Annotated in this window: 14 protein-coding genes; 5 read left to right on the forward strand and 9 right to left on the reverse strand. The window is 34.2% G+C overall.

The window, feature by feature from the left end; all coding sequences use genetic code 11:
• Positions 1 to 40: 40 nt before the first annotated feature.
• Positions 41 to 2209: an extracellular solute-binding protein gene (locus tag A9G07_RS02355; protein WP_065733870.1), complete on the forward strand. Its 2169-nt coding sequence runs from the start codon at positions 41 to 43 to the stop codon at positions 2207 to 2209.
• A gap of 31 nt (positions 2210 to 2240) precedes the next feature.
• Here A9G07_RS02355 and A9G07_RS02360 read toward each other — a convergent pair whose 3' ends face one another.
• From A9G07_RS02360 to efpL, 4 genes are all read right to left on the reverse strand, one after another.
• Positions 2241 to 3467, reverse strand: coding sequence for an MFS transporter (locus A9G07_RS02360; protein ID WP_065562608.1), 1227 nt, complete (start codon positions 3465 to 3467; stop codon positions 2241 to 2243).
• 13 nt (positions 3468 to 3480) lie between these two features.
• Positions 3481 to 4308, reverse strand: a complete 828-nt coding sequence (locus tag A9G07_RS02365) for an MBL fold metallo-hydrolase (protein WP_065733871.1) — start codon at positions 4306 to 4308, stop codon at positions 3481 to 3483.
• A gap of 230 nt (positions 4309 to 4538) precedes the next feature.
• Positions 4539 to 5435: a tRNA 2-thiocytidine(32) synthetase TtcA gene (gene ttcA, locus A9G07_RS02370; RefSeq protein WP_065733872.1), complete on the reverse strand. Its 897-nt coding sequence runs from the start codon at positions 5433 to 5435 to the stop codon at positions 4539 to 4541.
• Positions 5436 to 5449: 14 nt separating this feature from the next.
• A complete protein-coding gene (gene efpL, locus A9G07_RS02375; RefSeq protein WP_065562605.1) occupies positions 5450 to 6022 on the reverse strand; it encodes an elongation factor P-like protein EfpL in 573 nt (190 codons plus the stop codon).
• Between the two features lie 103 nt (positions 6023 to 6125).
• Between efpL and A9G07_RS02380 the strand changes: the two genes are divergently transcribed.
• On the forward strand, positions 6126 to 6392 hold the full coding sequence (locus A9G07_RS02380; protein ID WP_065733873.1) for a YkgJ family cysteine cluster protein: 267 nt from the start codon (positions 6126 to 6128) through the stop codon (positions 6390 to 6392).
• Positions 6393 to 6569: 177 nt separating this feature from the next.
• Positions 6570 to 8033: an amino acid permease gene (locus tag A9G07_RS02385; protein ID WP_065733874.1), complete on the forward strand. Its 1464-nt coding sequence runs from the start codon at positions 6570 to 6572 to the stop codon at positions 8031 to 8033.
• A gap of 121 nt (positions 8034 to 8154) precedes the next feature.
• On the opposite strand, the gene infA is transcribed toward A9G07_RS02385, so the two are convergent.
• The 5 genes from infA to leuS form a co-directional block, all read right to left on the reverse strand.
• Positions 8155 to 8373 carry a translation initiation factor IF-1 gene (gene infA / locus A9G07_RS02390; protein WP_025315083.1) on the reverse strand — a complete coding sequence of 73 codons (219 nt, stop codon included), beginning with the start codon at positions 8371 to 8373 and terminating at the stop codon, positions 8155 to 8157.
• 218 nt (positions 8374 to 8591) lie between these two features.
• A complete protein-coding gene (nadD, locus tag A9G07_RS02400; RefSeq protein ID WP_065733876.1) occupies positions 8592 to 9248 on the reverse strand; it encodes a nicotinate-nucleotide adenylyltransferase in 657 nt (218 codons plus the stop codon).
• Entirely contained in the window at positions 9242 to 10246 is a 1005-nt protein-coding gene (gene holA, locus A9G07_RS02405; protein WP_065733877.1) for a DNA polymerase III subunit delta, read from the reverse strand. The genes nadD and holA overlap by 7 nt, the downstream gene beginning before the upstream one ends.
• Before the next feature lie 2 nt (positions 10247 to 10248).
• Positions 10249 to 10743 (reverse strand): LPS assembly lipoprotein LptE, encoded by a 495-nt coding sequence (gene lptE / locus A9G07_RS02410; protein ID WP_065562599.1) that lies wholly within the window; start codon positions 10741 to 10743, stop codon positions 10249 to 10251.
• A 36-nt stretch (positions 10744 to 10779) separates the two neighbouring features.
• On the reverse strand, positions 10780 to 13362 hold the full coding sequence (gene leuS, locus A9G07_RS02415; protein WP_065733878.1) for a leucine--tRNA ligase: 2583 nt from the start codon (positions 13360 to 13362) through the stop codon (positions 10780 to 10782).
• Between the two features lie 227 nt (positions 13363 to 13589).
• Here leuS and A9G07_RS02420 point away from each other — a divergent pair, with 227 nt between their 5' ends.
• Both A9G07_RS02420 and A9G07_RS02425 read left to right on the forward strand, forming a co-directional pair.
• A complete protein-coding gene (locus A9G07_RS02420) occupies positions 13590 to 14219 on the forward strand; it encodes a hypothetical protein (protein ID WP_065733879.1) in 630 nt (209 codons plus the stop codon).
• 239 nt (positions 14220 to 14458) lie between these two features.
• A complete protein-coding gene (locus tag A9G07_RS02425) occupies positions 14459 to 14974 on the forward strand; it encodes a hypothetical protein (RefSeq protein ID WP_065733880.1) in 516 nt (171 codons plus the stop codon).
• Positions 14975 to 15032: the final 58 nt, after the last annotated feature.

Consider the following 15032-nt stretch of genomic DNA (forward strand, 5'->3'; position numbering starts at 1 on the left):
TGGTTTGATTGAAGTGAAAATTTATGGAGTGTAATACCAAATGGCGACGATCAAAGACATAGCAAAACTTGCTGGTGTATCTCATGGTACTGTCTCAAATGTACTCAATGATCGTGGTAATGTCAGTTTAAAAAAAATCAAATTAGTTGAACAAGCGATTCAACAATTAGGTTATCAAATCAATTTATCTGCCAAAATTTTAAAAGAAGGTTCAAATAAGTCTATTTCGGTTATACTACCAAATATCACTTCCGAACAATATACTAATTTATATGATGGCCTGTTTAGTCAATCCAACCGACTTGGTTATGAGCTTTCGCTTTATTTAACTTATGACTCTAAAGAACTGGAATTACAATTAATCCAAAAGGTAGCTGTAAAACGTGATCATGCAGTTATCGTTGTTAGTTCATTATCAGATGCTAACTCCTATTACCAAAAAATTAAATTACCAAAAGAAAAAATTATCTTTGTCTATCGAAAGCCTATCTCAGCATTGCAATTCATATCTCTTGATTATGAGAAAGCTGGACGAGATATTGCTAATGAATTAATCAAAAAAACGTATCGAAGAATTGGCTTATTTAGTAATTCAGAGCATCACACTCATACTAAAAACTTCAAAAAAGGTTTACTTAGCACGTTCAAAAAGCATCATTATGATGTGACATTGAATAGTATTGCATCTAAACCTTCTAATGGTACCTACAATTTAGCTTTTAGTTTTTTTGAAGATGAACAGGTTAATTATGATGCGCTAATTACCATGGATATGGAGCGAGCACATTTTATTCGTAATGCTAATTATTTTGGAAGTTTAAAATCTTGCCCACCCATTTATACATTAACCAATAACAGTTTTTTTTATGAAGATAACATTTATCAATACCATATGAACTATGGCATATTAAGTGAACAAATTATCAAACTAGTAGAAGGCAAAAACACAACCAATCTTGATAATAAAGGTTTTTCATTATTGCCTGATTTGAATTCAGAAAACATAACTAAATCTTCAGAAACTATTAACTTTTTAATCTTACCCAGCCCATCAACGCAGGCGGTAAAAAAACTATTACCACATTTCCAAAAGACGAGCGGTATTGATGTAAATTTAATTATAAAACCTTTCGACGAAATATATCATATTCTTAATCAATTTGAACAACATCAGCAAATTGATATTATACGAATTGATATGGCTGGATTACCTTGGTTTGCACCATCGATATTCAAACCTTTATCAGAATTAAATATTAACTTGAATCAACTGTTTGCAAAATATCCACAAGAAATTGTAGAACGCTTTAGCTATGTAGATAATTCTGCTTATGCTATTCCTTTTGATCCTAGTGTTCAAATGCTCTTTTATCGCAAAGACTTATTTAATGATCCATTAATTAAGCGTGCTTATTTTGAAGCATATCGACAACATCTTAATGTCCCTAAAAACTTCAAAGAGTTCGATCAAATTGCGACCTTTTTTAATCAACAGCAAAATACGGAATCCCCAGTAGAGTTCGGTAGTTGTATTACGCTCGGTAATTATGAACTTATCGCATCTGAATTTTTAGTTCGCTATTATTCTCAAGGAGGAAAACTAATTAATGGCAATAAATTTGGTTTAAATACCACAATTGCTAGAACTACTTTAAATCATTTGCAATCATACATTAGCGTTGCCAAAAATATACAATCAGCTTGGTGGCAAGAATCAGTAAATTTATTTGAACAAGGCAAGCTAGCTATGTTAATTGTTTATATGAATTTATTTGGCTATATTAATCATCGTAATATATTGCCTTTGGTTGGATACGCTAAAGTACCGGGAAAAAAATCACTATTTGGTGGAGGTTCCCTTGGTATGTCAAAATATAGTCAAAAAAATGAACAAGTAAAAACCTTTTTTAATTGGCTTTACTCCAACGAAATCAGCGAACAAATAGCATTACTTGGTGGAGCAACCGCACAAAACACTATTTTTCAAAATCATCGAATTATAAATAGTTATCCATGGTTACCAGTGGCGCAACAACAATATGCCAATGGCATTCGAGAAAATAGCATGACAGGTAGTGCTATTAATTTAAGACTGATTGAAAATATTATTGGAAAGTATTTAACACAGTGGATAACTAACCAATATAGTTCAAAACAAGTCATAGAGATGATTAATAGTGAGATAGAAAAAAGTATGGCTAATAAATAATTATTAGCCATATTAAAGTAAGAGTAAAAAATTAATCTGATTCTACTTTTTTAGGTGCCATGATGACATCTTTATCTTTAAAGAAATACCAGAAACCTACAGCAACAATTGCAGCAACTACCGCAGGATAGATCCAGAACTCTTGCCATTGTGGACCAGCATTAGGTAATGTCTTCTCTGTAACAACGCGGTTATTGATAAAGCCACATACTGACGCAGCCATAAATACACCAAAGCCATTAGAAACAATAAAACGTAACCCTTGAGCTTGCGCTTTAATTTCTGGACCTGCTTTCTTATCAACATAGATATCACCAGCAGTAAAGAAGAAGTCCCAACAAATACCTTGTAACAATAGCGTACCAATAATATAGAAGAACATATTATCTTCTGATGTTGCGGCCAGTGATAACATCATGCTACGAATTACCCAACAAATTGCGCCGAATAAAATGATTTTTTTGAAACCAAAACGACCTAATAAGAAAGATAGAAGGAACATAAATAACACTTCTGTAGCGATAGCAATTTGCATCATTGAAGCAGGCTCTAAATCTAATACAGGTAAATATACTGGTAAATAAGCACTATATGCAGTTTTAGTTATCATTAGGACAAAAGTAGATAGCATAAAAATAGTGAAATACTTATCTTTGAAAAGTGATAATGCATCTAAACACATTGCATCACGGATTGAGAATTTCTTATTTCGACTTGTAGGTGGTGTGTTAGGTAAAGTAAAACAATAAATCCCATAAACCACAGATGCACCAGAAGCAAGTAAAAATGAGTTAATGGAGCTAGAAAAACCAGTATAACCAAGAATTAATCCTACAATCATAAAACCAATGGTGCCAAATACACGAATAATTGGGAACCAGCGCACACCATCTATATGCCTAAAACTAACGCTATTAGCTAATGCTGTTGTTGGATAAAATAATAAACCAACGATAAAAATCATGATTAAAAAGCCAGCAATATTGCCACTTTCAACAAAATTAGGAATGATAAATAAAACAACTGCATTGAGAATATGTAATATGCCCATCACTTTTTGTGATGCAATGAACCTATCAGCGATCATTCCAATGAAAAGTGGAGAGATAATAGTTGCGATTCCTAAAACTGAATAAGTCGAACCAACAATTTCTTTTAATCCATAAGCAGCAAGTACTGCCCCAATAACCATATTCCATGCACCTTGCACAAAATATTGTAAAAACATCATTACCAATAAACGTGGTATTTTAAACATATAAAGCTCCGTATTAAATCGTCTTCGTCAAGCCATCATAGGCTACTTCAATATTGTAAGGTTTGAATATTTCAACTAATTCATCATGCATAAAACCACTGCTATGAGAGTGGTGAGACGTGATAAGTTGAGTGCTTGAGCTAAAAATACCATCATCCAACATGCGCTTTTGAGTAGCGATAACAGTTTCAATACTCATATGATTATTGGTCTTATCATTTTGTTTATATCCATAAGTACACTCAAAAATAGCCATATCAATTTTTTTGCCACTATCTTTTAGCCATTGCCATGTGAGTTCAGGAAAATAGCCAGAGTCATGTCCGTGTAGAAACGTTTTTCCATCTTTCTCAATCAAGTAAATAAAGCAAAATTCCCATTTAGCATGATTAGCTAACAAAGCTGTAACGGTATAACCAGCTGAGGTTACAACAGTTTGAAATGGAACTAATAAATTAAATACAAAACGTTCAGGACTATAACCAGGTACTACATTCAAACAACCATTTATGGCAATATCATTTCCATAAACGTAAAGAGGGTGGTCGATATTAAAACCATAATCCACCATACGGCTAAATAGATCGCCCACATTAAAATGGTCAGGATGAGTATGAGTAAATAATAAGTCCTTTATTTTAGTAACATCAATGTTTTCTCTCATTGCTTGATAGCTATATTCCGGAGCAAAATCGATTTGCACAATATCATCAATAAGAATCGAACTTCGAGTTCTTATATTTTTACCTTTTTGAATACGAGATTTTTCACAAATCTGACATTTACAAAAAGGATTTGGGATACCTTCTGATGCAGCAGTACCCAAAAAATGTATTTTCACATTGTTCTCCTATGTTTATTTATTTTTCATACATCGTTATTTTATGAAAATTGGAACGTTTCAATTTTATTTTAATGTCATTAGAACCACAATAAAAATGGATTTTTTTTTGTCAATTCGTGAGCTAGATCAAAGTTTATATACAATCGATTATTGTTTTAATATCAGAAAGGATTATCGACGATATAGATTATCGCCGATAAAAAAAGAAATTAAATTGAAGGGTTTTTTTAGTTGGCTTCTTTCCAAAGAATCAGATTTTTATCATCTAGTTCCGATGTATCAAATCCGACCATAGCTGGCAACTCTTCATGATCAAATGCCAAATCACCACCATTAACATCAATATCACCTTTCTTAATACCTTTAAAATCATATAAATTGGTATCACATAAATGAGAAAGGGTAATATTCTGCGTGGCTCTGAACATAGTTTCTATACGACCAGGAAACTTCTTATCCCAATCATTTAACATCTCTTTGATCACTTGACGTTGTAAATTAGGTTGTGAACCACAAAGATTACATGGAATGATAGGGAATTGCTTAATTTCAGCATATTTTGTAATATCCTTTTCTTTGCAGTACGCAAGCGGTCGAATAATAATATGTTCACCTGAATCATTCATTAATTTTGGAGGCATCGCTTTAAGTTTTCCGCCATAAAACATATTTAAAAATAATGTTTCCAAAATATCATCACGATGATGCCCAAGCGCAATTTTTGTCGCACCGAGCTCAGTTGCTGTGCGATATAAAATACCTCGTCGAAGCCTAGAGCAGAGTGAACACGTGGTCTTGCCTTCAGGGATCTTTTCTTTAACAATACCATAGGTATTTTCTTGAACAATTTTATACTCAATACCTAAAGATTCGAGGTACTCAGGTAAAACATGTTCAGGAAATCCTGGCTGCTTTTGATCTAAATTGACTGCAACTAATTCAAATTGCACTGGTGCACTGATTTTTAAATTAATTAAAATGTCTAGCAATGTATAACTATCTTTACCGCCAGATAGACAGACCATTATACGATCGCCTTCTTCAATCATATTGAAATCAGCGATTGCTTCGCCTGTTAGGCGACGCAATCGTTTATGTAATTTATTTTGATTGTATGTATTCATCACGATTTAATAGATTATTCCGCTCGGCTCATATATCGGCGTTCAGCAATATGAATTTTAACTTTTTCGTGGTTATCAATATATTCAGGTACTTGAATAACAAGGCCAGTAGACAATGTTGCAGGTTTAGTACGTGCGCTTGCCGAAGCACCTTTTATACTTGGCGAGGTTTCAATAATTTCAAGTTCAACTGTTTGTGGTAATTCTAGAGCGACAACTTCATTTTCAGCCATTAAAACTTGAATTCCATCCATACCGCCTTCTGGGATAAAAAGAAGTTCTTCTTCAATTTGATCTTTCTTAAAAATAAACGGAGTATAGTCTTCATTATCCATGAATACATATTCATCCCCATCAATATAAGAAAAGCTTACAGGACGTCGAAATAGTTCGATAGTGTCTAAAACATCATCACCCTTAAAACGTTCTTCAACTTTACCTCCAGATTTAACATCGGTAAAACGCATTTTATAAAGTGTACTTGCACCACGAGCACTAGGGCTTTGTACATCAATTTCTTTTACAAGTAACAACTTACCGTTATAGGTGACAGCATCACCACGTTTAATTTCATTAGCTTTAGCCATAATAGATTCTTCATATTAAATAGAGTTAAAAATTAGCTCGCTATTTTACCCTTAACTTGCTATTGTCACCAATAAAATTTATAAAACAATCTTATCTAATCTCATGACTGAATCATTCCAATGTCGAAGAAACTGTGGGGCATGTTGTATTGCACCGTCGATCTCATCTGCTATGCCTGGTATGTCTAAGGGAAAACCAGCAGGTGTTGCATGTATCCATTTGGATGAAAATTTATTATGCAAATTATTTGGCCAATCAACCAGACCCCAAGTTTGTAGTCACCTAAGACCATGTTATGAAATGTGTGGAACAAATCGTAACCAGGCATTAGATTATTTAACTCAATTAGAACAGCTTACTAGCAACTAAGTATTGCTAATATTTAACATATCGGCTGTATTATTAGAATTATTTATCTCGCACATAAATTTTTTTGATACACTTCACGCACTTTAATTAGCTAATGATAAATATCTAAATAAATTAGCTTAAATCAGTTACTAAGCTACATCATATTAAGTGTAGTTAAAATAATTAGTAAGTTTAATTAACAAGAAGAAAATTGATATGACGAAAAAATTAAAGCGTGATTTGAAAGCTCGCCATTTAGCAATGATTGCTATTGGTGGCTCAATTGGTACTGGGCTATTTGTCGCTTCTGGTGCAACAGTTGCACAAGCAGGTCCAGGAGGCGCATTACTATCTTATGCTATTATCGGCATAATGGTTTATTTTTTAATGACTAGCCTTGGAGAGCTAGCAGCTTATCTTCCCGTTTCGGGAACCTTTGCAACTTATGGAGCACGTTATGTAGATGAAGCATTTGGTTTTGCCATTGGTTGGAACTATTGGTATAACTGGGCAATTACTGTTGCTGTTGACTTAGTTGCGGCACAATTAGTTATTTCCTATTGGTTTGATGCTGGCGCCTATAGTTGGTTATGGAGTTTATTGTTCCTTAGCATTATCTTCGGCTTAAACTACATTTCTGTAAAAGGGTTTGGTGAAGCAGAATTTTGGTTTTCATTAATCAAAGTGGTTACTGTTATTTTATTTATTGTTGTTGGCTTATTGATGATAATTGGCATTTTAAAAGGTGCTGAAAATGCTGGTTGGCAAAATTGGAAAATAGAGGGTGCGCCATTTGTCGGTGGATTCTCATCAATGATCGGTGTGGCGATGGTTGTTGGATTCTCATTCCAAGGTACTGAGCTAATTGGTATTGCGGCGGGTGAATCTAAAGATCCAGAAAAAAATATACCAAAAGCAATGAAACAAGTTTTTTGGCGAATACTGCTATTTTATATTTTTGCTATCTTAGTAATTAGTTTAATAATTCCATACACTGATCCTAACTTACTTCGTAATGATGAAACGGATATCAGCGTTAGTCCATTTACCTTAGTTTTCCAACATGCAGGCCTATTATCCGCAGCAGCTATCATGAATGCGGTAATTTTAACATCGGTTCTTTCTGCTGGTAACTCTGGTTTATATGCTTCAACTCGTATGTTATATGCATTAGCAAAAGAAGGTAAAGCGCCTAAGATTTTCAGTCGATTATCTTCAACAGGCGTGCCTGATATGGCATTGTTTGCAACTACATTAGTGGCTATGCTCTGTTTCTTAACGTCGTTATACAAAGATCAAGTGGTCTATTTATGGCTACTAAATATGTCAGGTATGACAGGATTTATTGCATGGCTTGGTATTGCAATTAGCCACTATCGTTTTAGAAAAGGCTACGTCTCACAAGGACGAGATCTCAATAAATTACCTTACCGATCAAGTTGTTTCCCATTTGGTCCTATTTTTGCTTTTGTGCTTTGTTTGATTATTACACTCGGTCAAAATTATGAAGCATTTTTACAAGATACCATTGATTGGAATGGCGTTATAGCAACTTATATAGGTATTCCATTATTTCTTTCAATTTATTTTGGTTATAAGATTGTTAAAAAGACAAAATGGATAAAATACGATCAGATGGATTTTTCTCAAATGGACTAAACAAGTCACATGTAGATTAGATTGCACTTCCGTCGACATCTGTCGACGGAATTGTATTAAGAAAGAGAAAATAACCAATAAACTGGTTAATAATACAAAAACAACAAGTGCGATAACGATATTAGCGACTACGGAATATGATACGTGCTTTTGAAAGATCGTAAGGTGTCATTTCAACAGTTACTTTATCGCCAGTAAGAATACGAATATAGTTCTTTCTCATCTTTCCAGAAATATGTGCAGTAACAACATGACCGTTTTCAAGTTCAACTCGGAACATCGTATTCGGAAGAGTATCAAGAATAGTACCTTGCATTTCAATGTTATCTTCTTTTGCCATTGGGGCCTCTTAAAATTAAATACAAATTAAATATACTCAAATCAATATTCCGATTTTCTTTATGTTTAATTAGAAAAGCGAATTTATCAACTAAATCACCCATTTTTGGTGTGTGCAAATTCATTGAATATGAGTATAGACACAGAACAGCTATAATCAGATTATTTAAATATAGCGGCAAAATAATGCCGAAAAAACTCACAGATGTAAAGTCATTTCTAACATTTCTTTGAATTATAAATTCCATGTTCATGTATGTAGTGCCAAACTTTGCTCGGTAACAACTTTTCACAGCATTGTTGATTATCGATATTTAGCCTTATTTCTGTCGCTGAAATCGATTCAAGTGGTGTATTAGCAAAATAGATATAACCATTTGGATAATGATGTAACGCTTGGCTATCTTTTGTTTGATGTTGATTAATCCATACTTGCAAATTGCTATCATCGATGGTTTGGGGATAACCTGGCCTTTTACAAATAAGCAAATGACAATAATCGAGCAACTTTTGCCACTCTTTCCAAGAGGGTAAATTAAGCAAAGAGTCTTGCCCCATAATAAAAGCCAAGCCTGATTGGGTACCATTTTGATCACGCCATGCCCTAAGCGTATCAACAGTAAAAGAGGGTTGATTGATTAGCTGCGGTTCTAATTCACGTGTATCGATGGAAAAAAGAGAATAATCAGATATTGCTAATTTTAACATAGCTAAACGTTGTTCGGTTGTGGCTTCTGGCTGTGATTTATGAGGAGGGATTCGATTTGGCAATAAACTAATATTATTCAATCCAACCTCTTTGGCTAAGGCTAGAGCAGGGCGCAAATGCCCATAATGAATTGGATCAAAGGTACCACCAAAGAGTGCTGTTAACACTTATCTATTCCCATAAACTGCATAGTTAAATTCAACAGGGCATCCCAAATAGGTAAATCATTATTATGTTTTAAGCTAACTTCGATTTCAGTTAAAGTTGCCAATAGAGTAAATAGATGCTTGATATCGAATCGACTTAAATAAGCACTATACATCTTTCTTTTATTTTGCCAGATTCGATATTCGTCAAAAACTTCTCGCGGGGATTTTTCTGCTAAAGCCAATTTTATATTGATCAACAAAATCAACTCACGTTGAATAATACGCAATAATATCAATGGTTCAAAATCATTCATTTTAAGCTGGTGTAACACATGCATTGCCCGCTTAGATTTATTGTAAACCATTGCATCAACCCAATGAAAAGGCGAGAATATTGCTGAATCATTAATATTTGATTCTACTTGCTCATAATTAATAGTCTGATTAGGGTAAAGTAATTTTAATTGCTCAATAATTTGCGTTAAAGCCAACAAATTACCTTCATAATAATAACTAAGCAATTCAATTCCAGGTTGCTCAATTGTCATTTGCATTTGTTGCAAATAGGTTTTTATCCATGATGGCAATTGTGCTACTTCTGGCGTTGAACAATTCACAACCACTAAATTATCAGACAAGGCTTTATACCATGCTGAATTTTCTTGAGTCTTGGTAATCTTTACTAAGCTGATTATTAACCCGATATCAGGGGTTAACATTTCACATAACGTATTTAATTTTGTAGCAACTGAAACATTAAGCACACCTTCACCAATTTCTAAACAGAGCAAGGTTTTATTAGAAAACAGATTCATCGCCTGACAACTGTCATACATTGCCGGCCAATCAGTTTGAGCGTTTATCGTGAAAGAAAGTTGCTCGTCATATCCAGCTTGTTTAAAAGCTTTACGTAACTCAGTTTGCGCATAATGTTGCAAGTAAGGATCACTACCTAAAATTAAATAATAGGGTGATCCTAACTGATGGATGATTTTTTCTGCACTAATTTTTTTCATCGTTAATTCGGTGTATCAACCGATTTTAATTTACGGATGATCTGTTTTGCAGCCTGCTTATACATTTCGTCTTCAATTAGATTTTGCTCGACTGTTTTCGCAAGAGCTGCGGCTGGATTATCAAAGAACGTACGGAAAACACGAACATTAATTGGATGAATTTGTTCACCCGCAATTACTACTTGAGCTTGAATCGTTAGTACTAATTGATATTCTGCTGCTTTACCATCTTGATAAATAGATATGGTGCTTTTACTCAATGAATCACCCACTATTCTGAGTGATGGGTAATTGGCCGGATCATTAATATTAGCCAAAGTTACTTTATTATCGCGTAGCAACTCTTTAATATTTCTCGATAAACGACCATAAGGATCACCACTAACATATGAAAGCGTTTTAAATCGAGCAGGGACTTCAGTTTCATACTGCAAATGAAATCCACATCCCGTTAGCGATATCGCCAATAACATCAGTAAAGCTAAATATTTTTTCATTGGTATTACCACCTATATCCAAGTTATCCAACAATATTAACTTACAACCAGATTCAATAATTTACCTGGTACATAAATCACTTTGCGAATTGTGGCATCAGCTAAGTATTTTTCAATATTTGGCTCTTGTTTAGCTTGCTCTACAACATAATCTTGCTGAGCATCAGCAGGCACAGTAAATTTACCACGCACTTTACCATTGATTTGCACAACAATTAATTTTTCGTCTTCAACCATAGCTGACTCATCAGCAACTGGCCATGAAGCATTATCAATTGTTTCACTATGACCTAATGCTTGCCACATGACAAAACAAGCGTGTGGCATCATAGGATAAAGTAATCGAACTACTGCATTTAAAGACTCATCCATCAATGCGCGATCTTGATCAGTGTTTTGTGGTGCTTTTTGTAAGCGATTCATAAACTCCATCACCGCAGCAATAGCTGTATTGAAAGTTTGACGACGACCAATATCATCACTCACTTTAGCAATTGTTTTATGTAATTCACGACGTAAAGCTTTCTGATCAGCATTCAATTTAGCGATATCGAGCGCAGCAGTTTTACCAAGTTGAGAATGCTCAAAAACTAAACGCCAAACACGTTTAATAAATCGATTAGCCCCCTCAACACCGGATTCTTGCCATTCAAGTGTCATATCAGCTGGGGATGCGAACATCATAAATAAACGAACAGTATCAGCTCCGTATTTTTCTACCATCTCTTGTGGATCAATACCGTTGTTTTTCGATTTTGACATCTTAGTCATACCAGCATGAACAAGTTCATTGCCTTTACTATCTATTGCTTTAGCAATACGGCCTTTATCATCACGTTCAATGGTCACCTCGGTTGGTGAAACCCAAATACGCTCGTTAGTTGGGCTGGTATAATAAAAAGCATCAGCTAAAACCATACCTTGGCAAAGTAAACGTTTAGCAGGCTCATCTGATTTAACCAAACCGAAATCACGCATCAATTTATGGAAGAATCGGAAATAAAGTAAATGCATAATCGCATGTTCGATACCACCAACATACTGATCAACAGGTAACCAATAATTAGCTGCTTTTTCATCTAACATACCTTTGTCATAATGCGGGCAAGTATAGCGAGCATAATACCAAGATGACTCCATAAAGGTATCGAAAGTATCTGTTTCTCGAAGGGCTGGTTGACCATTAACGGTTGTTTTTGCCCACTCGGGATCGGCTTTAATAGGACTGGTTATCCCATTCATTTCAACATTTTCAGGTAAAATGACTGGAAGTTGATCTTCAGGTGTTGGGATCGTTGTGCCATCTTCAAGTGTCACCATTGGAATCGGCGCTCCCCAATAACGTTGGCGTGAAACACCCCAATCGCGTAAACGGTAATTCACCTTACGGTTACCAATGCCTAACGCAATAAGTTTATCAGCGATAGCATTGAAAGCTTGATCAAAATCAAGACCATCAAACTCACCTGAATTAAATAATTTACCGTGCTCAGTATAAGCTTGTTCAGAAAGGTCAGGAGCTTGCCCATCTTGATTTAAGATAACTGGTTTAATTGGTAAATTATATTTTGATGCAAATTCATAATCGCGTTCATCGTGACCCGGTACAGCCATCACAGCACCAGTACCATATTCAATTAATACAAAATTAGCGATCCAAACTGGAACCTTATTACCGGTTAATGGATGGATGGCAAAAAATCCAGTCGCCATACCTTTCTTTTCCATTGTAGCCATATCAGCTTCAGCGGTTTTCGTGGTTTTACATTCAGCAATAAACTCAGCAATTTTAGGATTGTTTTGCGCAGCTAATTGAGCAAGAGGATGCTCAGCCGCCACAGATACAAAACTCACACCCATTAACGTATCAGGGCGAGTAGTATAAACGCGTAACTTATCGTTATAATTTTCAACGGCAAAGTCAAATTCCACCCCTTCAGAACGACCAATCCAGTTACGTTGCATGGTCTTAACTTGTTCTGGCCAACTCTCAAGAGTATCTAAATCATTCAATAACTCATCGGCATAATCAGTGATTTTAATAAACCATTGTGGAATCTCTTTACGCTCAACCGGAGTATTACAACGCCAACAACAACCTTCAACTACTTGCTCATTAGCTAGAACAGTTTGATCGTTAGGACACCAGTTAACAGCTGAAGTCTTTTTATAAACTAAACCTTTCTCAAATAATTTAGTAAAAAACCATTGCTCCCATTTGTAATACTCAGGACGACAAGTAGTAACCTCACGGTCCCAATCATAACCAAAACCAAGTAATTGCAACTGCTTCTTCATATAAGCAATATTTTCATAAGTCCATTTAGCTGGTGCAGTATTATTTTTAACGGCTGCGCCTTCTGCTGGCAAACCAAATGCATCCCAACCGATTGGCTGTAAAACATTCTTGCCGTTTAAGCGTTGATAACGTGAGATCGTATCACCGATTGTATAATTACGGACATGACCAAGATGCAAACGACCTGAAGGATAAGGAAGCATTGACAAACAGTAATACTTCTCTTTAGATGGATCTTCAGTAACGTGGAAAGTTTTCTCTTCTTGCCAATGTTTTTGTACTTTGGCTTCAATTTCATCTGGGCGATATTGTTCTTGCATGACGAATTAATGTCCTATCTATTATTGCTAATAAAAAATAATTTGCTAATTGTATTGGTTATTGGCACGTTTTACAAACGATATATGAAACAAGGAGGATGATTTGATACCAATATTTATATGAATTAAAATCAATAAACTTAACAAAATAAAAAGAAATAAATCTTTGCTTCTCAATATATTAAAAAAACTTAAGATATATTTCTAAAAAATATAAGGAATAGCTTATGGAAAATCGTACATTTGAATTTCGTTGTTTCACTCGTCGCTCATTTATTGTTTTACTGATATCAGTTATTAGCTTTGCTTTATTTGTCACAGGTTGTCTCATTTTTTTATTTACCTCTGATGCTGTCATGCCTTTGATCCCCAAACAATATTTTATGGTGATTTTTTTTGGTGGAATCATTGTGTTGAGCTTACTTTCTGGCATTTTGTTTGCTATGAGTATTGTGAGTTTATTCCGTAAAAAAATGACGTTTAATGTCAATTCATATTCGATTAATATTGATGACCATAAAAAATTGAATCAAATGTTTCAATTTTCAGCATTACAAAAAGTAATAATGATTAAACTCGAAAAACCTATTTGGGTTAATCAAACACTTATACTGGAATTTGACAATGAGCGTATTAAGATGCTGACAGTAAAGGGAATAATTCCACTGTTATCCAAAAAAGATATCGGGCAATTTTACGAATTTATACAATATCTTCATGAACAAGTTCTCAAGCCAGATTTTACATTATTTTCGGTGGATAAAACCTTATCATCTAAAATAGATGAATTAATAGCCCCACTCGTATTACATGTTGAAGTAGTACCAGAATATCGTTACCTTTATATCAGAAAGTAGCTAATGCGCATATATTGTTTATAAATTAGTGATAAAACAATGGCTATTGAATGGTTAAATAGCCATCAACTGTTTTGATAAACGTTAACTGTCTTTTAATTGGTCAATATAATAGCTATCATTAAACACACTTAAAATACGAAAAACTCTTCAACCGGTATATTTTCGATATTGGCTTAAATAAATTCATCGACTTTTTGGGCTTCTTTTGCTTTGGTGTTTTAGTCTTTGGTTGTCTCTTGTATTTATTTGCATTATTCTTTAGTGAGATGATTCCCAACCAATACTTTGAAATCATTTTTATTGTTGGACTCCTTGTTCCGGAATTATTTTCTGTCTTTCTGTTTGCTATATGTATTGCTCGCTTGTTCCGTAAAAAAATGACGATTAATGTCAATTCATATTCGATTGATATTGATGACCATAAAAAATTGAATCAAACGTTTCAATGGTCAGCATTACAAACAGTAATAATGTTAAAAAGTACCGTAGTGCTATATCACACGATTATTTTGGAGTTTGACAATAAGCTTATTAATATGATGGTGGCAAAAACTATCTATTTATCCAAAAAAGATATTGATCAATTTCTTCAATTTATACAATATGTCGATGAACAAATTATAAAGCCAGATTTTACATTATCCTCATCGGATACAACGTTATCAACTAAACTTACCCAAGAACTAACAAAAGCATTAACAAATACAAATTATAATCATGGAGAATACCGTTATTTATATGTTAGAAAGTAACTCAGGGCATTTATTGTTTATAAATTACTGATAAAAAAAATGGCTATTTAAATAGCCA

Source organism: Gilliamella sp. wkB72 (assembly GCF_001693745.1).
Classification (GTDB): Bacteria; Pseudomonadota; Gammaproteobacteria; order Enterobacterales; family Orbaceae; genus Gilliamella; species Gilliamella apicola_E.

Bases quoted from the DNA above. Each gene is read 5' to 3' on its own strand.
- A9G07_RS02420 (WP_065733879.1), top strand. From the start codon at position 13,590: ATGGAAAATCGTACATTTGAATTTCGTTGTTTCACTCGTCGCTCATTT.
- leuS (WP_065733878.1), bottom strand. From the start codon at position 13,362: ATGCAAGAACAATATCGCCCAGATGAAATTGAAGCCAAAGTACAAAAA.
- infA (WP_025315083.1), bottom strand. From the start codon at position 8,373: ATGGCAAAAGAAGATAACATTGAAATGCAAGGTACTATTCTTGATACT.
- A9G07_RS02380 (WP_065733873.1), top strand. From the start codon at position 6,126: ATGACTGAATCATTCCAATGTCGAAGAAACTGTGGGGCATGTTGTATT.
- lptE (WP_065562599.1), bottom strand. From the start codon at position 10,743: ATGAAAAAATATTTAGCTTTACTGATGTTATTGGCGATATCGCTAACG.
- efpL (WP_065562605.1), bottom strand. From the start codon at position 6,022: ATGGCTAAAGCTAATGAAATTAAACGTGGTGATGCTGTCACCTATAAC.
- A9G07_RS02355 (WP_065733870.1), top strand. From the start codon at position 41: ATGGCGACGATCAAAGACATAGCAAAACTTGCTGGTGTATCTCATGGT.
- holA (WP_065733877.1), bottom strand. From the start codon at position 10,246: ATGAAAAAAATTAGTGCAGAAAAAATCATCCATCAGTTAGGATCACCC.
- ttcA (WP_065733872.1), bottom strand. From the start codon at position 5,435: ATGAATACATACAATCAAAATAAATTACATAAACGATTGCGTCGCCTA.
- A9G07_RS02360 (WP_065562608.1), bottom strand. From the start codon at position 3,467: ATGTTTAAAATACCACGTTTATTGGTAATGATGTTTTTACAATATTTT.